Source organism: Algimonas ampicilliniresistens, from assembly GCF_030159955.1.
In the GTDB taxonomy this organism is placed as follows: Bacteria; Pseudomonadota; Alphaproteobacteria; order Caulobacterales; family Maricaulaceae; genus Litorimonas; species Litorimonas ampicilliniresistens.
The window spans coordinates 29,166-47,245 of the sequence record NZ_BSNK01000002.1 but is presented as its reverse complement, the minus strand read 5'-3'; the positions used below and the strand labels follow the sequence as shown (position 1 = coordinate 47,245).

Sequence of the window (18,080 nt, the reverse complement as noted above, 5' to 3'; positions counted from 1 at the left end):
GCTATGACTGACGATAATAAGAAACTCCGCCTTGAACTCATCATTGAAAGTCCGGCTTTGCGCCGGGCCGAGGACTTGTTGCGCGATGCGGGCGCAACTGGCTGGACCGTGGTCCCGGCTATGTCCGGTTTTGGCGGTCAGACTCGATGGTCGCGCGGCACGGATATTTCCGAGGCAACCGATATGGTCGTGCTGATCTGTATCGCTGACGAAGATGTCCTAGAACCGGCGTTGAAGACGATCCTCTCGATGCTCGACCGCCGCATCGGCGTGGTCAATGTCTCTGACGTTCGCGTCCTGCGACCGGGTCTCTTCTAGACGCCAATCTGGTCTTTGCTTTGGAAGAAGCTGTTGAGCGTCAAACGCGCTGTCTCTGGATTATCCGAGAAGGGAAGGTCTTTTGGGATCACCCCGGAGTGCAGCAGGTGCGAACGGTATAGTACCGCCCGGTTGGGCTTTGCCGCTATGTGACCGATCTGCTCGAACCGTGTGTCGGACCCGCGCATATAGCCGGGTTGGGGCACGCCCTCGGCCTCTATCGCAGCGGTGTACTCAGGGAGCCCAGCCGTGTTCAGCGTTTCTGTCCCGGTCCCGCGGTGCCGGTAGAACGCCGTGCCGCCCGTTTCTTCTCCGGATAGGTAATGGAGCAAAGCGATCCGCCCCGGATCGGTCGTATCCACATGCGGAAGGCTTTGGATTGGTGCGAGGTCGGCGTCTGGCACAGTCACCACCGAATAAGTGCATTGGATCAGCGATACGCCAGCGCTGACGCCGAATATCTCTTGAAATATCTGCGTCAGTAAAGCGCCAACAGGCTGTAAATGCCGAGGGTCAGCCGGGGCCTGTAGGCCGGGATAATGCGGTCCGAGCCGACCATAGTCTGCACCGTTCGCCGCGGCGCGTAATTGGTCAAAGTCAGGGTGGAAGTCCTCTATGACGACAACTGGCTCCCCGACATGGCCGACATAGCTAGTCTCGAACATAGACCATCCACCCCCAAGCCGGGAGGGTTTGCATCTCATCGCCAAGCGTGACGGGCGCGTTCGTACGGAATGTCCGGTAATCCCCTTTGGGTAGACCGTCTGTGAATACAAAGCTTTGCGGTGTGTCCGAGAGGTTGGCGATGACCAGCACAGCATTCCCATCATCATTTCTGCGAATGAAGCTGAAGACTTTTTGCGGATTGCTGTTCTCGACCTTGGTCGTGGTCGCGCCCCACGCGCCATTATGCAGCACGGGATTATCGGTTTTGAGCTGAACCAGATCGCGGAACAAGGCGTTGAGCGGATCGTCGCAATTCCAAACGATCTCATCCTTTTCGAAGAATTCTAACTGGTTCGGGTTCGCGCATTCCTGTCCGCTATAGATCAGCGGAATGCCTTCGCCAGTGAACTGCAGCACGATGGCGGCTTCATAGGCATCGCCATAGATATTTTGCGGAAGGCCATCCCAGCTATTTTGATCGTGATTATCGGTGTAGGTCATGCGCATGGCATCGCGCGGCCAGGCGGATTCATTGGCCGAATAATAGCCGTAGAGCGCGCCGGTGTCAGACTTGCCTTGGGCGATGTTTTGCATGCCTTCTTTCCATTCCCACGCATAGGTCGCGTCGAACGCGCGTTCATGCAGGTCACGGGTCTGCCACTCGCCAAGCATGAAAACGGGCTTGATTGTATCAAGGCGGGCACGGAGCCCGTCCCAGAAATCAAGGGGAACATAGCCAGCGACGTCAGCGCGGAAGCCATCAACGTCCATTTCTTCGACCCAATAGGTCATAGCGTCTGACATATATTGCCGCACGCCAGGTTCGCTAAAATCGAGGTCGATAATGTCGGACCAATCCCACCAGGGTGTGGGCCGGAAGTCGCCCTTCCAGTCTTTTTCGTACCAGTCGGGGTGAGCGGTCGCGAGCTCATTATCCCAAGCCGTGTGGTTGGCGACCCAGTCGAGAATGACTTTGAAGCCTTGAGCGTGAGCATCATCGACAAAGCGTTTGAAATCGTCTTTTGTGCCAAACTCCGGATTGACGCCGTAATAATCACGCACGGAATAATAGCTGCCCAGCGTGCCCTTGCGTTCGACCTCACCAATCGGATGGATCGGCATCAGCCAGAGAATATCGACGCCGAGGTCTTTGAGCCGAGGCAAGTCCTCCCGCACCGCGTCGAACGTGCCGGCGTCCGAATATTGCCGCACATTGATTTCATAGATGACCGCATCGCGGCTCCAGTCTGGATGCTGAATTTTGACATAGTCTTGCGGTGTGATGCCGTCAGAGATCGGTGCAGGGGCAGGCAATGTTGTGCAGGCGGCAATGAGCCCCATCAGTAGAGTATGTTTCATCGTCTTTCTCCGCCGTCCACATCCTCGCCCGCGAGCAGGAATTGTAGCGGCACATGGACCCGGTTGCGCCAAGCGCGTTCAGAATGGTCATGGCCTTGAAATTTTCGCGTCGTCCAATTGTTACCCGCCGCATATCCGGCGGCCATCACGGCGCTGTCCATCCGGTCCTGATAGCGCTCATAATTATGATCGAGGGTTTCCGTTCCAAAATCGAAATAGAGTCGGTGCGTATCAGGGTCCGGCAAACGGTCTGAGAAATAATCAACCAGAGCCCCATCGCCGAGCGGGAAATGAGTGGAAACCATGCCCGCACGACCGAAGACTTCCGGATATTCGCTGATCGCATAAAGCGAGATCAGCCCACCCATAGAGGAGCCCATAATGGATGTGTCGTCGCGCCCCGGTTGGGTCTGATAGGTCGCGTCTATCTGTGGCTTTAGCTCTTGGACCAGAAACGTCAGATAATTGTCTGCATTCAGCTGACTTAGGTCGAATTGTCCGAAATCGCGCCGAAAGGCGTCAGCCTGTTCAGGGCCGGCTTTCTGCGGAAAATAGTCGGGGTTACGGGTTTCGGAATCACTATGAACACCAACCACAATGACCTCAGGCACATGACCATCGGAGATCAGCACCGTCAGAGCTTCGTCTATGCCCCAGTCCCACTTAGAATATTTAGACTGTTCAGGATCGAACAAGTTTTGCCCGTCATGCATGTAGAGCACGGGATAGCGACGGTCGGAATCAGACTCATAGGAGGGTGGCAACCAAACCTCTACATCACGTGTCGTCACAAGATCGGATGTCGCCGTGAAACGCTCCACTGTGCCTGTAATCCCGCGATAATCCCCCGCGACGGTGTCAGGGTCGACTTGTGTCTCAACCGCTACGGCTTCGGGCTGAGCACAGGCTGTCAGCCCGATGAGCGCGATGGCAGCTAAGGCTCTCATAGTTTCTTGAATCGGATCGCCGCGCCGCCGGAGCGAGCGAGTGGAAGAACAAGCCGATCCTCGCTGGTCACGGTTCGGCGTTCGATTCGTATGTCGTAAGGATTGGTTTCATAATCCGCTTCGGGTCCGTCGCGGTAGATCTGGGCCTCATAATTCCCATCGTCGAGGAAGCTCAGTTCAACTTCGACAGCCCGTGCGTTGGCGTCAGTCACCGCTCCCAGATACCAATCGTCTCGGCTGCGGTCTTTCCGGGCGATGACGGCGAACTCGCCGATCTCTCCATCGAGCGCGACGCTGTGCTCCCAATCGGTCGGAACATCTTTGATGAATTGAAACGCGTCGGGGCGCTTGGCATATTCTTCGGGACTGTCGACCACCATCTGGATGGGCGAATAGAGCGCGACGTAGAGCGCGAGTTCCTTGGCCAGCGTATGTTCAATGCGTGATGCGGGACTGTTTCTCTGAAAGTCGTCTCGGACGGGTGGTTTTTCATTGGGACGTAGATCGAAGGCACCCGCCGTATAATCCATCGGCCCGGATAGCATGCGTGTGAAAATCAGGTTCGGTACATGGTCCGGACCGTTGGGCGGCACGCCCCACGCATTGAATTCCTGACCGCGTGCGCCTTCACGCGAGACCCAGTTTGGATAGGTGCGGCGCAGCCCCGTGTCCTTGACAGGCTCATGCGGGTTCATCGCGATCTGGTGCTCATGCGCGCGTTGGACGACCTTGATGTGATGGGCGACCTGCGGTTGGCTATCGTGATATTCGTAGCGCGGCACGCCGTTCGCATCGACAAATTTTAAGTTGCCATCATCGGCGACATAACCGGATTTGATGACCCGAACGCCGCTTGCCTGATAGAGGTCGAGTGCGTCTTCGAGTTGAGTCTCATAATTGGTGATGTTGCCGGATGTTTCGTGGTGACCGATGAGGCGCGTGCCGACTTGCTCACCATAAGCGGCGACTGCGGCAATATCGAAATCATCATAGGTTTCGGTGAAGGAAAACACGTCGCCATTATTAAACCAGTCGTCGTCCCAGCCGATATTCCAACCTTCGACCAAGACACCTTTGAAACCATTCTCTGCGGCGAAATCCATATAGGCTTTGGTGCGCTCAGTTGTGGCGGCGTGCAGGCCCGTCAGCTCGCCCTGAACCTGTCCCCAAGTGCCGTTGCGAATATGCTGATCCCACCAAATGCCAGCATATTTGCCCGGTTCGAAATATGAAACATCGCCCAGTTTATTGGGCTCATTGAGGTTGAGGATCAAATCTGAATTGATGAGGTCGACGGCTTCGTCGCCAATCTGGATTGTCCGCCACGGCGTGACAAATGGCGTATTGACCACAACCTTTTTACCATCGCTGCGCGGCGCGAGGCTGGCTTCCAGAACACCTTCGCGCTCTTGCTCCAAACTCATGCCGGAATAGTTGATCAGTGCGGCTTCATGGATCGACAGATGCGCCCCGAAATCCGTGCGCATTGTAACCGGCGTATGCACCATCTGGATCTCGCCCACTGGCGTGTTCTGATAGAGGTATTCGTAGCGATTATACATGCGCGATGGGATCCACCAGCTGTCCGTCTGGGCCCCGACATTGAACTCCGTCAGCTCATCCATAATTGAAACGGTTGCGGGCAAGTTGGCCTGTTCCGGCACTTCGTAGCGAAAGCCGAAGCCGTCATTGAAGACACGCACGCGCACATTGAAACGGATATCTGGTTCTGCCCGGCGGAGATTGATCAACAATTCCGTATGATTGTCGCGCACGACTCGGCGCTCACCCCAAGGCTGCTCCCATGTCTTGTCTGATTCGCTCTCTTCAATTCCGATGATTTCAAGATCATCATCCAAACCGAAGCTTTCCGCGAAGCGCAGACCGAGCCGCGATTGGCCGATGACAGGTTCCCCTTGGAAATCCACGGTGTAGCGAAGCAAGCCGCCATCCGTTCGAAGAGTAAACTCGATTTCACCATCGGGGCTCGCGACCGATGTGGTCTCAAATATCTGCTGTGGCGCATCTGGGGCAGTGATGGCGGGGGGGCTTTCCGCCTCGTTCGCGATGGGTGTTTCGGACGTGCAAGCCATGAGGGCGAACAGGCAAATACCGATTAGGCCCTTTGAGCGCATGGACATGATGATCTCCCCTGTTACTCTGTTTTCATTCCTTTACAGGAATTTGCGTAAACTGGAAAGTGAAAGCGATATAATCGTGGTTTTATTGCGATTTCGTTTTGCAAAATTTGCGAGGCTTCATGTCAGATAATCAAGCTTTGTCGCGGATTGTGATTGTTGGGGGCGGTTCAGCGGGCTGGATGAGCGCTGCCGCGCTGGCCAATGCGATCGGTGGGTCTGTGCAGATCGATTTGATCGAGTCTGAAGCGATTGCGACGGTCGGCGTGGGCGAAGCGACCATCCCGCCTATCCGCACGTTCAATCAACGGCTTGGCATTGATGAGGCGACCTTCATCCGGGAGACACAAGGCTCCTACAAGCTTGGGATTGAATTTGTTGACTGGTTGCGGATCGGTCATCGCTACTTCCACCCCTTCGGACAGTATGGGGCCGAATTTGATTGGGTACCTTTCTACCAATATTGGATGCGCGAACATCTGGCAGGGCGAGATGAGCATGGGCTCGATGCCTATTGCATGGCGTGGGCGGCGGCGAAGGATGCTCGGTTTGAACCGCCTATGGCGGACCGCCGTAATATCCGTTCGCGCCACGACTATGCCTATCATTTTGACGCGATGTCCTATGCCCAGTTCTTACGGGGTTATGCAGAAGCGCGCGGTGTCACCCGTCATGAAGGGCGGATCGAAACGGTTGAACGCGACCCGGAAAGCGGGTTCATCACATCTGTTGCGACAGGTGATGGGCGGTCTTTTACGGGCGATCTGTTTTTGGACTGCTCGGGTTTTCGCGGTTTGCTGATCGAGGGGGCGCTAGAGACGGGCTATGAGGACTGGTCCCATTGGCTTCCGATGGACCGCGCCGTCGCTGTGCCCTGTGAACCGGTCGGCCCGACCTTGTCCTATACACGTTCGACCGCACACCGGGCAGGCTGGCAATGGCGCATTCCCTTGCAGCATCGGACTGGCAATGGGCATGTCTATTGTTCGGCTTACGAGACGGCGGACGACGCGACGAAAACCCTCCTAGATAATCTTGATGGCGCACCGATGGCGGAACCCAAGCATTTGCGTTTCACGACCGGCATGCGAAAACAAATCTGGTCGAAAAACTGTGTTGCGATTGGACTCTCTGCTGGCTTTGTGGAGCCGCTGGAGTCGACGTCGCTGCACATGATCCAATATGGGATCATGCGGTTGCTCGCTATGCTGCCCGATGCGGGGATGAGCCCTATTCTGGCGCAGGAATATAATGCGCTGACCCGTGCCGAGTATGAGCGTATCCGCGATTTTCTGATCCTACATTATCACGCGACGGAACGGGATGATTCTGAGTTTTGGACGTATTGCCGGACAATGCCAATCCCGGACACGCTCGCCTATAAGATCGACCATTTCCGCCGGCACGGTTTGATCGTCTCAGACGAGCGCGAGCTGTTCAATAATCCAAGCTGGATCGCGGTCTATACCGGGCAGGGCATCTGGCCGGAACGCGCGCCGGTCCTATCTGAGCTGCGCGGCGCTGTGCCCGTGAGCGACCGTCTGGCACAAGTTCGGCAAGCGATCGCAGAAGCGGCTGCGGCTATGCCTGAACATGACGATTATCTGCGTCGGATCATCGGCTCATAGAAGACAGGCGCGCTATACCGCGCAATGGGCCGCGATGAAGTCCGCATGGCTGGGAAGCGGGTTCACCGTCTTTGCGATGATGGCCTGAACGTCGGCCATGAACTGGCCGAGTTGTTCGTCGCTGAGTTGGTCGGCATGGCGATGCCAGCCTTCCGGCATGATCCCTTGTCCCAACATCACTTGCACCCAACTGCTCTCACGGAACAGATCCTCGGGGTCGCGGAACAAGTGACCCGTAGTTCGGAATAGATCTATTTTGTGTCGTAGGCTGTCCGGAATTTCCATGTTCGCACAATGACGCCAGAAGGGTGTGTCATTGCGATCGGTCCGGGCGTAATGTAGGATCAGGAAATCGCGGATCAGGTCATATTCCTTGGTCACGACCCGATTATATTCGGTAATATTGGCGACCGAAAAGCCCATGTTCGGGAAGAGTTCGATCAGACGCGATACATTGCTTTGGATGATATGGATCGACGTGCTTTCTAACGGTTCGAGAAAGCCCGATGCCAAGCCTAGGCTGACGACATTTTTGTGCCAAAGTTGTTCGCGCCGCCCGGTCTTAAATCGCAAAAGACGTGGCTCCGCAGTCGTGGGCGCATCGAGATTATCGAGCAGAGTCTGCGTTGCCTCATCATCTGATAGGAAATCGGACACATAGACATGGCCATTGCCGGTGCGGTGCTGCAAGGGAATGCGCCATTGCCAGCCCGCACCATGCGCCGTGGCTTTGGTGTAAGGCAGGAGCGGGTCTGTCCGTTCACAGGGCACTGTCACGGCCCGGTCGACGGGCAGCCAGTGGCTCCAATCTTGCCAAGCCACGTCAAGCGAGCCGCCGATCAGCAAGCCTCGAAAGCCAGTGCAGTCGATGAAAAGATCGCCCGCTATGATCTCTCCGGATTCCAATGTCACGCTGGCGACATGCCCGCTTTCATTCTCTAAAGTGACGTCGACAACTTTGCCTTCCGTTCGGACAACACCGCGCGGTTCTGAGAGTTTGCGCAGGAACAGGGCGTAAGCTGTCGCGTCAAAATGATAGGCATAGGCGAGTCCCGTCATTGATGTTCGGCCGACGCGCTCAACCTGTCCGAACTTGTGGGCGTAGGCGGCGCGATGATGCAGCGAATAATCCCAGAGGTTCGATCCTTCGAACGACGCCGAATATTTTCGCCAATAATGATGGAAAGGGATGCCCTGTAAATTGATCCCGGCATCGCCAAATGTGTGCAGATAGCGTTCGCCCAAATGGCCCCAATTGTTGAACTCTATGCCCAGTTTAAACGAGCCTTTTGTCGCGCGAACAAATTCATGCTCATTAATGCCGAGAATGGCGTTGAGCCGCCGGAGCTGTGGAATTGTGGCCTCGCCGACGCCGACTGTGCCGATCGCGTCTGACTCGATCAGACGAATGTCGACGGCCTTACCAAGCGTTTTCGCAAGCGCTGCCGCCGCGATCCATCCAGCTGTTCCGCCCCCGACAATAACGACAGACTGGACGGGCGGATGTGAAGCAGCACTCATACTAAACTCCTAACTGATGAAAGCGACGATGTCACAGTGACTTGGGGAGAGGAGGCGCGTGAGAAGGGCGCACAAAAAAGCCCGCCGAGTGATCGGCGGGCTGAACTGTTTTGGCTGGGGGCTGACCTAAAACTTCTTGGCCAGCGTGATGTTGAAGGTCCGACCATAATCCTCGTGGCGAGACACGAAGGTGGCCGTGCCAGCGCCATTGCCGTCGAGATCATTTTCGGTCCGGAATGGCTCGTCTGTGAGGTTGTAGGCTTCCAAATTGACCGAAAAACCTTCGAGCTTGCCGGACTGGAATTCGTAGCCGAGTTGCGCATCGACGATGAATTCGGACAAAGCCTGCTGACCGTTTAGCGACCCATCAAACTCTTGGATTTCCGCCAAGAAGCCAGAGCGATACCGCGTATTGACGCGGGCGCGCCATCCGCTTTGCTCGTAATAGACTTCGCCAGAGAAGGTTTCTTTCGAATAGCCCGGAATGGGGATGGTCTGTCCTTGGAAGTCCAGCGAGTTGTCTGTGTAAGTATAGGCCGCGTTGAGTCCGAAGCCTTCAAGGGCGCTGAAGACATCTTCCAAAGGAAGACGCAAGGCGAGCTCGAAGCCTTTCAGGTTTGCGGATTCAGCGTTTACCGGACCACTTAGACCAATCAGAGATGCTCCTGCCGTGGAAGCTGCTGTGCCCGTCAAGAATGGGGCCACTGCGGCACCACCTTCAATCAAATCGAAGTCACTGACGATGTAATCGTCCACATCCTTGTTGAAGACCGCCAGTGTGACTGCGCCGCCTTCAGAGAAATATTTCTCAATAGCCGCATCCAGAGATGTCGACTTGTAAGGACGTAGGAACGGGTTGCCGCCGTTAATCTTGAAACAAGTCTGGTTTTGAGCGGGGTTGAAGAAGGCCGTGACAATTGTGTCGGCGATCCCGTCGCCATTCGTGTCAGGACAGGCTGTCGAATTGAGCTCAAGCGCCCCAGATGCCCGAAGCTGGTCCATACGGGGACGGGTGACGGATTTTGCAGCACCCAACCTGAAGAAGGTTTGATCCATGATTTCGATGGATAAGTTGGCGCTCGGCAAGAAGTCGCCATAGCTATCTTCAAGGAAACCACCGGATATAGATGATGATTGCTCAACATCGGCATATTGCGCGCCGATGTTACCGCGAACCGGCATGTCGCCCAACTCCGTATCGATTTCGACATAGACGTACGGTGTGAGGATTTTTTCTTCCACACTCCACTGCACGCCCGCTGTGGGGTCTAGGCGATAGGTACCATTGGTGATCAGATCAGTCGGATCATAGGCCGCAATTGGGAAGCCGAGCGATCCCGTGTCGGTGGCGCCAAGGAAGTTCGGAATGCCAGCAACGCCGTCCACAAAACCGCTTCCTTCGCGTAGGAAGGCTTCGTTGGAGTCAAATGTCTTCTGACGGTCTGTATAGATTAAGCCTGCAGAAATACCGTCAATGAAGCTCAGACCTGTTTCATATTCAGCTTCCATCCGGATTTGATTCAACTGGTCGTCAATCTGCGGTTCTTTGATGAAGCCCGCTTGGCCCCAGCCGCCTGGATCGGTCAGGACGATATTGTCTGGGTTGCCATAATCGATCGAGCTGTCGACCGAATAAGCGCCATCTGACGGGGTCGTATAGGTCAGTGAGCCGCGCAGTGACGGATCCGCAGAGGCGGGGCCGAACAAGATGCCCGGTCCTGTGCCCGCATAGCTTTCATAATCGATGTCACTCTTATCCACGCCTGATGTCGAAGCGTCGATGGTGATCCGAACACGCTCACTCAGATTTGCGGACAAGTTGGCACCGATGGCATAAATTTTAGCCGTTGTGCCTTCAGTATCCGTGCGAACAATTCCGCCAACAGGCGCGTATGTCGCGGAGTCGACGAAATCACCTGAGCCAGAGGAATTCGTCAGCTGTGCGCCAGACCAGCCCGCAATCGGTGTCTCGACGCCGCGGAAAATACCTGTGTCTTCGAAGTCTGAATAAAACCCATCGACGGTGAAGGCGAAAGTTTCATCCGGTTCAAATTGCAATGTACCGGCAACAGATGTCCGTTCGAAATCACGTGATGTCACGCCAGAGCGAGGATTGTCAGAGGCATAATAGGTCCCGTCTGCCAATTGTCCTGTTTGGAACTGGTTCGTTTTCAACTCACGCGAAATATATTGTGTGGGATTGGACTGGTTAGTGATGCCGATGGCCCAACCGAGCGTGCCAGCTTCATTCTGATCAATATAAGACCCGAATAGACGGTAGCCTTGGTCAGAAAAGTCGGGGTTCAATCGGCCATTATCATTGATAACATATTTGCCGGACACGTTGAATTGACGGCTAGTATAGTCCAGCGGCTTGACGGTGCGCAGATCGACAGCACCAGCGACGCCAGTTGTCGCCAGACGCGCATCCGGCGTTTTGTATACAACACCTTGAGCAATCAACTCAGACGGGAAGACATCAAACTCAATGCCGCGATTATTACCCGCGGAGACGACTTCACGGCCATTCAGAAGTGCGATCGAGAAATCCGGGCCAAGGCCACGGATCGAAATTTGTTGGGCCCGGCCACGAACGCGTTGGGCGGTCACGCCTGGCAGGCGCGCCAGAGAGTCGGCGATGGAAACATCGGGAAGCTTACCAATGTCTTCAGCCGTGATGGCTTCAATAATAGAAGAACTGTTCCGCTTCAGATCCAAGCTTTCTTGGATCGACTGACGAATACCTGTGGCAACAACAACATCTTCTTCCGTCTCACCGGCTCCGGGGGTCTGCGCGTAGGCAGGGGCGGCGGATAGAAGCATGGCGAATGAGGCGACGCCGAGCAGTAGCTGGCGCTCCAACGTGGACGACTTGGTCATGGTTTTCCCTTCGTGAGCGTCGCTCAACTGGCGGCGCATTCATTGTTTCGAGTCCGTAAATGCTGGCGCAGCTCCGTCCTCTGTCAATAAACCTACACAAATTTGCATAGATTTTGCAAATCTTTTTATTGTGAGCTTCAATTTTCCGCACAAGTCTGTGGCAATTTGGCAACAAATGCGCTGAAATAGGGGGCTTATGCGCCGAAAATGCGGTTATTTGACATAATTTGTTCGCTTAAAATTATGCAAAGTTTTGCATTTAGCCTTGCGTCTGCGTCCAATCTCACCCTATGAGGTTTGAAACAATAGGGATTGTAGGCGGGCATCATTCATGTCGGCTGCAAAAAATGATATGTCAGATGTAACTTTGCGCTCCGCCCGACCCGTGATCCGCATAGGTTTGCGGCAACTGGCGATGGCCGGCGCTGCAATGCTGACACTTACAGGGTGTGAAACCGTTTCTGCGGCGGACCCTGTGGAACAAGCCTCAGCGATTACAGGCGAGATGTTGCGGACGGCTGAGCGACTCCCACAAGATGAGATCGTTTACTTCATGCTGCCGGACCGGTTCGAAAATGGTGATGTGTCAAATGATGTAGGCGGTTTTCCTGGCGGCCGACTTGATCATGGTTTCGACCCGACATCTAAAGGGTTTTATCAAGGCGGCGACCTTAAAGGTCTGACCTCACGTCTGGATTATATTCAGGGTATGGGTGCCACAGCGATTTGGCTGGGTCCGATCTATAAGAACAAACCCGTACAGGGTGGGCCGGGTCAGGAAAGCTCCGGCTATCACGGCTATTGGATTACAGACTTCACTGATGTTGATCCACATCTCGGCACGAAGGCTGATCTAAAGTCATTCGTCGATAGCGCCCATGAGCGCGGGATGAAAGTCTATCTTGATATCATCACCAATCACACGGCTGATGTGATCAGCTACCGGGAATGCCACGACGCAAGCTATATGGGCGCGGACAAGGTTGATGATGGTTGCACCTATCGCTCCGTCGCAAACTTCCCATACACGACCGAAAGTGGCCCAGACAGCGCACCGATTAATCCCGGTTTTCTAGGCGATGCCCCGCATGTGCAGACCTATGAGAATTTTGAAAAACTCGTCGATCCCAACTATGCCTACACGCCCTATATCCCAGCAGGCGAGGAGACTGTGAAAACTCCGGCCTGGCTCAACGACCTACAATATTACCATAATCGCGGTGAAACGACGTGGTCTGGGGAAAGCTCGCTTTATGGCGATTTCTCGGGCCTTGATGATCTCTTTACGGGGCATCCCGTCGTAGTTGACGGTATGATCGACATTTTCAAAGACTGGATCACGGATTACCGGATTGATGGATTCCGCATCGACACGACACGGCACGTTAATCCAGAGTTCTGGCGCGCCTTTTTGCCAGCCATGAAAGAACATGCGGCCTCCATCGGCATTCCGCATTTTTACGCGTTCGGAGAGGTCTATGATCCTGATCCCGGCGCCTTAGCCCGGTTCACCCGCGTCGACGGATTTGAACAAGTGCTCGACTTTGGGTTTCAGTCTGCCGTCTTTGATGTGGTTTCCGGCAAGGAAACGACAGCGCGGCTGGACACCTTCTTGCGCGGTGATGATCTTTACGGAGACGCAACACAGAAGGGGCTCACCCAGCCGACGTTTCTCGGCAATCACGATATGGGTCGCTTTTCTGGCATGTTGAAAGCCGAAAACCCTGATATGAGCCAGGGCGAATTATTAGCGCGCACGCAACTGGGCCACGGTCTGATGATGACCATGCGCGGGGTTCCCGTAATCTATTCCGGTGATGAGCAAGGTTTCGTTTCAGATGGCGGCGATCAGCTGGCGCGTGAGCCGCTCTTTCCGAGCCAAACCGACGTTTACAATGACAATGATCTAATCGGCACGGATGCGACGACCGCTGATAGTAATTTCGATACGGATCATCCGCTTTATCGCTATATCGCGGCAACTGCGAAGATACGCACGGATCATACGGCCTTCAGGCGTGGCGCGATGGAAACGCGCTTGTTCGAAATGGGCGGCGCGGACGGGACAGGGCGTGCCTTTGCTTTTTCCCGCTTTGATCCAGTGACTGGTCAAGAATATCTCATTGTCGCGAACACAGGCGAAGTGCCTCTGACAATTAATACGCGCGTTGAGCCCACGACGAAGACCCTAAGTCCTCTCATGGGGACCTGCCCAACACAGGTTGCGACCACCGCGACAGCGACTGTAAATGTTCCGGCTTTTGGGCTCGTTGTTTGTGAAACTGACGGACGTGCGGAGCGTCATATCCGATGACCCTTCCAACCTCTGTTGCAACGGTGCAAAACCCCATCGTGAGTGATATGACTATCCAGCCAATCAATCAGACTGACACGGTGCCTTGGTGGAAAGGCGCAGTGATCTATCAAGTCTATCCGCGGTCCTATCAGGACACGACTGGTGACGGCATTGGCGATCTGCCCGGCATCACGCAGCGCATGGACCATATTGCCTCGCTTGGAGTGCAGGCGATCTGGATTTCGCCCTTCTTCACCTCACCGATGGCCGATTACGGCTATGACGTCGCAGATTTCTGCGATGTGGACCCTATTTTTGGGACCCTCGCAGATTTCGATGCACTTGTAGCCAAGGCGCATGCATTGGGGCTCAAAGTAACGATTGACCAGGTCTACTCTCACACGTCCGACCAGCACCCTTGGTTCGCAGAATCGCGCACGTCTCGCGACAATGATAAAGCTGATTGGTATGTTTGGGCTGATGCGCAAGCTGACGGGACGCCGCCCAATAACTGGCAGTCTGTCTTTGGTATGGGGGCGTGGGAATGGGACGCTCGCCGGGGGCAGTACTATCTGCACAATTTTCTACGAGAGCAGCCAGACCTTAATCTCCACAATCCAGATGTTCAGTCCGCAATTTTAGATATTACTCGGTTCTGGCTGGAGCGTGGGGTCGATGGTTTCCGTCTCGATGCCTTGAATTTTGGCATGCATAATCGCGATCTGACCGACAATCCGATCGAGACGGACCACAAACAAACGCCGACCCGCCCGTTCGATTTCCAGCGCCACATCAATAATATGAGCCAGCCCGAAATCGTCCCGTTCGTCGAGCGTATTCGGAGTGTTGTCGATGATTTCGGTGCCGACAAATTTACCGTTGCAGAGATTGGGGGCCCCCGACCTCTCGACGAGATGAAAGCGTTCACGCAAGGGGATCAAAGGCTAAATTCCGCCTACGCGTTTGACTTCTTGTACGCCGATCAACTGACAGCAGAGTTGATCCGAAAGACCCAAGCGCAATGGCCGGGAACAAGCGGCGAAGGCTGGCCAAGCTGGGCGTTTGAAAATCACGACGCCCCGCGGGCTGTCAGCCGTTGGCGCGGGGACTGCGACTCTGATCACTACGCCAAGCTGCTCGCGCTTCTCCTGATGAGCCTGCGCGGTAACGCCTTCATTTATTATGGCGGCGAGTTAGGGCTGACCCAAGCGAACATCGACTTTGAGGACCTTAAAGATCCTGAGGCCATTACCAACTGGCCCGAAACATTGGGTCGTGACGGTGCACGCACACCCATGCCGTGGGACGGAACAAGCAATGACTATGTCGGCTTTTCCGAGGCCAAACCTTGGCTCCCCGTGTCGGACGATCATGTCGCCGCGAGTGTAGCGGCCCAAAATGCAAATCCAGACTCGGTCTTAAATTTCTACCGCTCAGCTATCGCTCTGCGAAACAGCTGCCGGGTTTTGCGAGAGGGTTCCATCCAGTTTGACGGTTTGGGTGAACTCCTTGTCTTTGTCCGGATTTTAGATGGACGGTCACGGCGATGCGTCTTCAACATGAACGCAGAGCCGCTTGCCTATAACGGTCCGACGGCAGCGGAATTTTGTCTAGGGGATCGTCCGAGTGATCGTATGGTGCCCGGCTGGTCAGCCTTCGTTTCGCCTTTGAACTAGCTTTCTGACGGACTATCATCACCCAGACGAAACCTTACGACAATGACCCACAGCTCTCGCGCTGGATTAGCTCTGTGGGAAGCCGTTCGGAACGCAGATCACTTGGTCCAGACGCGTTGAGTAGTTTCATGACCATCAACCGCCCAGCTAAGGTCAGATCTTGACGAATTGTAGTCAGGGGTGGTTCAATATAGCGGGCCAGTTGAATATCGTCATAGCCGACGACTGACACGTCATCTGGGACAGAGCGACCGCTCTGTCGTAAAGCGCGAATGACGCCAATGGCGACCAAATCTGATGCGCAGACAGCGGCGTCAAACTCAGTTCCGCGTAAAATCAGCGAGTGCATGGCATTGGCAGCGCTTTCGATTTCAAATGGAGCTGGAAACACCAAGTCGGGATCAAGGTCGAGGTCGAACTTCTCCAGTGCGCGGCGGTAACCTTGGAAGCGCTGATTAATTTCTGGTGCGTCTGTGTCGCCGAAGAATGCAATGCGTTTGCGGCCTAGTCGCGCTAGATGAGCTGCGGTGATTTCACCGCCTTTCAGATTGTCCGACCCGACCGATGCATAGTCCTGACCAGGAAGTTGCCCACCCCAGACAATGAATTTCATCGGATGTCCGGTGAGTCGATTAAGGCGGTCGTGCAGCGAACTTTGTCCTAGAAAAATGATACCGGCAGCCCGCGAGCTATCGAGCAGTCTGGAGAGATCGTCATAGTTTTGTGGGTCGGAGTGGGAGACATGGTAGTCGCAGCTTAGTGCCCGTGCCGCTTCGCCGATACCGCCTAGCAAGGCCTGAAAAAAGGGATCCAGCATCCATTGGCATCGACCCTGAGGTTTAGGCACGATAATAGACAGGGTGGCATCGGCAGATACGCCGCTGCTGGGTACGCTACGAATATTGTAGCCCTGACGTCGCGCCATATCCCAGATGCGTCGTTTGGTCTTATCGCTCACGGCTGGGTTGTCAGAGAGAGCCCGCGATACTGTCGCGATTGATACGCCGGCTTCCAGCGCAATATCTTCCAACCGAACTTTCTTAGTCATCAGGCGTTTTCCGGTCGCTCATAAGGCACAAAGATCAGGAGCAGCGCGCCGAGCATCATCACGCCCCCTGCAACAACGAGCGTCAAAATCGTTTGCCCGCCGAGAACTGTGTTGAGCACGGTTCCCATGATCGTGCCAACGACCAATTGAGGGATAACGATGAAATAGTTGAAAATGCCCATATAGGTTCCCATTCGTCCGGCCGGCAGAGCATCCGCCAATAAGGCATAGGGTAGGGTCAAAATGCAGGCCCAGACAATACCGATCCCAATGGCGGACAACCAAAACAGGCTCGGTGGGAACAGATAAATCGAGATAAAGGACAGGCCCCCAATCAGAAGTGAAAGCGCGTAGAATGCCTTCAAGCCAATCAAGCGGGTCCCGACCGGGATCAGAAGCGAAAAGCCCCAAGCGACCAGGCTGTAGATGGCGAAGATATTATTCACGGCCAATGACCCAATGCCAAAAGCATCGGATGTTGGGTCGGTCGTGCCAAAATGGTGCGAGGTAACCGCGGAATTGAGATAAACCCACAGGGTAAAAAAGGCGAACCAAGAGGTGAACTGCACCAACGCTAATCGCTTCATGAGCGTTGGCATGGTCGCCAAATCGTCCATCAGCGATCCGATCATGCCTGCAGCGCGCCCGCCTTTGAGCCGTAGGGCATTGTAGATCAGTAATAGTCCAAGGCCGACAACGAGCGCTGCGAAGACGCTCAACTGTCGCTCGGCCGTCCCGGTAATGACGAGCAAGACCAACCCCACGCCGATAGCCAGCGCGATCAGTCCGCGCATCTGGAACCAGCCTGGTGCAGGCACGGGGCGCTCGACGCGGCGGGCTTCGCCCAAGGCGCTGTCATCACTGGCCTCAAAGGCGTCCAAAGTGTCCGGGTCATATTCCTTTGATGTCAGGATGGTGAACAGGACCGACGCGAATAAGAGCGCGGCCCCAAATAGAAACGCGATCTTCAATGAGTCAGGAATGACATTGGCTTCCGCCGTATTGGCTGCGCCAAATTTTGTTGCCCATTCGGGTAGTTTGGAGCCGACATAGCCGCCCGCACCGATGAAAAAACCTTGGATCGCATAGCCGAATGTGCGCTGTTTCGTGTTCAGATTGTCACCGACAAAGGCGCGGAACGGTTCCATCGAAATATTGAGTGAGGCATCAAGAATCCAGAGTGAGCTGGCCGCGATCCATAGCGCCGGAGAATTGGGCATGAAGATAAGAGCGACGCTGGCAAGGAAGGCCCCCAAGAAAAAATAGGGTCGCCGCCGACCGAAACGAGTCCAAGTTTTGTCCGACAAATAGCCAATGATGGGCTGCATAATCAGGCCTGTGACGGGACCAGCAAGCCAGAAAAGAGGGAGCGTATCGGGATTGGATCCAAGTGAGGTGAAGATGCGCGAGGCGTTGGCGTTCTGCAGCGCAAAGCCGATCTGCAGTCCGAAAAACCCAACCGCCATGTTGATGATGGACAAAATTGGTAGGTTGGGTTTGAGGCGGGGATGGCCGTCTGTCGCAGCAACGGTTCCGTCATAGGCCGGTGTATTTGTCATGTTGTCCCCTTAGCCGCTGGTTGGAAAACCCATGGGGAACAACC

12 protein-coding genes are annotated in these 18,080 nt (G+C 54.9%); 4 read left to right on the top strand and 8 right to left on the bottom strand.

Annotated elements, in window-relative coordinates:
* Nucleotides 1-3 precede the first annotated feature (3 nt).
* Nucleotides 4-318, top strand: coding sequence for a DUF190 domain-containing protein (locus tag QQL54_RS08260; RefSeq protein ID WP_284389517.1), 315 nt, complete (start codon nt 4-6; stop codon nt 316-318).
* Here the strand turns inward: QQL54_RS08260 and QQL54_RS08255 are convergent.
* The 4 genes from QQL54_RS08255 to QQL54_RS08240 are packed head-to-tail and all read right to left on the bottom strand — an operon-like array spanning nt 315 to nt 5,383.
* Complete coding sequence (locus tag QQL54_RS08255) at nt 315-983, bottom strand: DUF6445 family protein (RefSeq protein WP_284389516.1); 669 nt, start codon at nt 981-983, stop codon at nt 315-317. The genes QQL54_RS08260 and QQL54_RS08255 overlap by 4 nt on opposite strands.
* Nucleotides 970-2,343: an alpha-amylase family glycosyl hydrolase gene (locus tag QQL54_RS08250; protein ID WP_284389515.1), complete on the bottom strand. Its 1,374-nt coding sequence runs from the start codon at nt 2,341-2,343 to the stop codon at nt 970-972. Before QQL54_RS08250 ends, QQL54_RS08255 begins: the two co-directional genes overlap by 14 nt.
* Nucleotides 2,340-3,290 carry an alpha/beta hydrolase gene (locus QQL54_RS08245; protein ID WP_284389513.1) on the bottom strand — a complete coding sequence of 317 codons (951 nt, stop codon included), beginning with the start codon at nt 3,288-3,290 and terminating at the stop codon, nt 2,340-2,342. Before QQL54_RS08245 ends, QQL54_RS08250 begins: the two co-directional genes overlap by 4 nt.
* Nucleotides 3,287-5,383, bottom strand: a complete 2,097-nt coding sequence (locus QQL54_RS08240; protein WP_431355934.1) for a glycoside hydrolase family 97 protein — start codon at nt 5,381-5,383, stop codon at nt 3,287-3,289. Before QQL54_RS08240 ends, QQL54_RS08245 begins: the two co-directional genes overlap by 4 nt.
* 167 nt (nt 5,384-5,550) lie before the next feature.
* Between QQL54_RS08240 and QQL54_RS08235 the strand changes: the two genes are divergently transcribed.
* Nucleotides 5,551-7,056: a tryptophan halogenase family protein gene (locus tag QQL54_RS08235; RefSeq protein WP_284389508.1), complete on the top strand. Its 1,506-nt coding sequence runs from the start codon at nt 5,551-5,553 to the stop codon at nt 7,054-7,056.
* Between the two features lie 12 nt (nt 7,057-7,068).
* Here the strand turns inward: QQL54_RS08235 and QQL54_RS08230 are convergent, their stop codons facing one another.
* Both QQL54_RS08230 and QQL54_RS08225 read right to left on the bottom strand, forming a co-directional pair.
* A complete protein-coding gene (locus QQL54_RS08230; RefSeq protein ID WP_284389505.1) occupies nt 7,069-8,577 on the bottom strand; it encodes a tryptophan halogenase family protein in 1,509 nt (502 codons plus the stop codon).
* Between the two features lie 126 nt (nt 8,578-8,703).
* Nucleotides 8,704-11,457, bottom strand: a complete 2,754-nt coding sequence (locus tag QQL54_RS08225; protein WP_284389503.1) for a TonB-dependent receptor — start codon at nt 11,455-11,457, stop codon at nt 8,704-8,706.
* A gap of 331 nt (nt 11,458-11,788) precedes the next feature.
* Here QQL54_RS08225 and QQL54_RS08220 point away from each other — a divergent pair, with 331 nt between their 5' ends.
* Nucleotides 11,789-13,771 (top strand): alpha-amylase family glycosyl hydrolase, encoded by a 1,983-nt coding sequence (locus QQL54_RS08220; protein WP_284389500.1) that lies wholly within the window; start codon nt 11,789-11,791, stop codon nt 13,769-13,771.
* Nucleotides 13,772-13,818: 47 nt separating this feature from the next.
* Nucleotides 13,819-15,429: an alpha-glucosidase gene (locus tag QQL54_RS08215; RefSeq protein WP_348520742.1), complete on the top strand. Its 1,611-nt coding sequence runs from the start codon at nt 13,819-13,821 to the stop codon at nt 15,427-15,429.
* Nucleotides 15,430-15,463: 34 nt separating this feature from the next.
* On the opposite strand, the gene QQL54_RS08210 is transcribed toward QQL54_RS08215, so the two are convergent.
* Together QQL54_RS08210 and QQL54_RS08205 are read right to left on the bottom strand one after the other, a co-directional pair.
* Nucleotides 15,464-16,477 carry a LacI family DNA-binding transcriptional regulator gene (locus QQL54_RS08210; RefSeq protein WP_284389494.1) on the bottom strand — a complete coding sequence of 338 codons (1,014 nt, stop codon included), beginning with the start codon at nt 16,475-16,477 and terminating at the stop codon, nt 15,464-15,466.
* Nucleotides 16,477-18,036, bottom strand: coding sequence for an MFS transporter (locus QQL54_RS08205; protein WP_284389493.1), 1,560 nt, complete (start codon nt 18,034-18,036; stop codon nt 16,477-16,479). The genes QQL54_RS08210 and QQL54_RS08205 overlap by 1 nt, the downstream gene beginning before the upstream one ends.
* Nucleotides 18,037-18,080: the final 44 nt, after the last annotated feature.

Bases quoted from the DNA above. Each gene is read 5' to 3' on its own strand.
- QQL54_RS08260 (WP_284389517.1), top strand. From the start codon at position 4: ATGACTGACGATAATAAGAAACTCCGCCTTGAACTCATCATTGAAAGT.
- QQL54_RS08255 (WP_284389516.1), bottom strand. From the start codon at position 983: ATGTTCGAGACTAGCTATGTCGGCCATGTCGGGGAGCCAGTTGTCGTC.
- QQL54_RS08250 (WP_284389515.1), bottom strand. From the start codon at position 2,343: ATGAAACATACTCTACTGATGGGGCTCATTGCCGCCTGCACAACATTG.
- QQL54_RS08245 (WP_284389513.1), bottom strand. From the start codon at position 3,290: ATGAGAGCCTTAGCTGCCATCGCGCTCATCGGGCTGACAGCCTGTGCT.
- QQL54_RS08240 (WP_431355934.1), bottom strand. From the start codon at position 5,383: ATGGCTTGCACGTCCGAAACACCCATCGCGAACGAGGCGGAAAGCCCC.
- QQL54_RS08235 (WP_284389508.1), top strand. From the start codon at position 5,551: ATGTCAGATAATCAAGCTTTGTCGCGGATTGTGATTGTTGGGGGCGGT.
- QQL54_RS08230 (WP_284389505.1), bottom strand. From the start codon at position 8,577: ATGAGTGCTGCTTCACATCCGCCCGTCCAGTCTGTCGTTATTGTCGGG.
- QQL54_RS08225 (WP_284389503.1), bottom strand. From the start codon at position 11,457: ATGACCAAGTCGTCCACGTTGGAGCGCCAGCTACTGCTCGGCGTCGCC.
- QQL54_RS08220 (WP_284389500.1), top strand. From the start codon at position 11,789: ATGTCGGCTGCAAAAAATGATATGTCAGATGTAACTTTGCGCTCCGCC.
- QQL54_RS08215 (WP_348520742.1), top strand. From the start codon at position 13,819: ATGACTATCCAGCCAATCAATCAGACTGACACGGTGCCTTGGTGGAAA.
- QQL54_RS08210 (WP_284389494.1), bottom strand. From the start codon at position 16,477: ATGACTAAGAAAGTTCGGTTGGAAGATATTGCGCTGGAAGCCGGCGTA.
- QQL54_RS08205 (WP_284389493.1), bottom strand. From the start codon at position 18,036: ATGACAAATACACCGGCCTATGACGGAACCGTTGCTGCGACAGACGGC.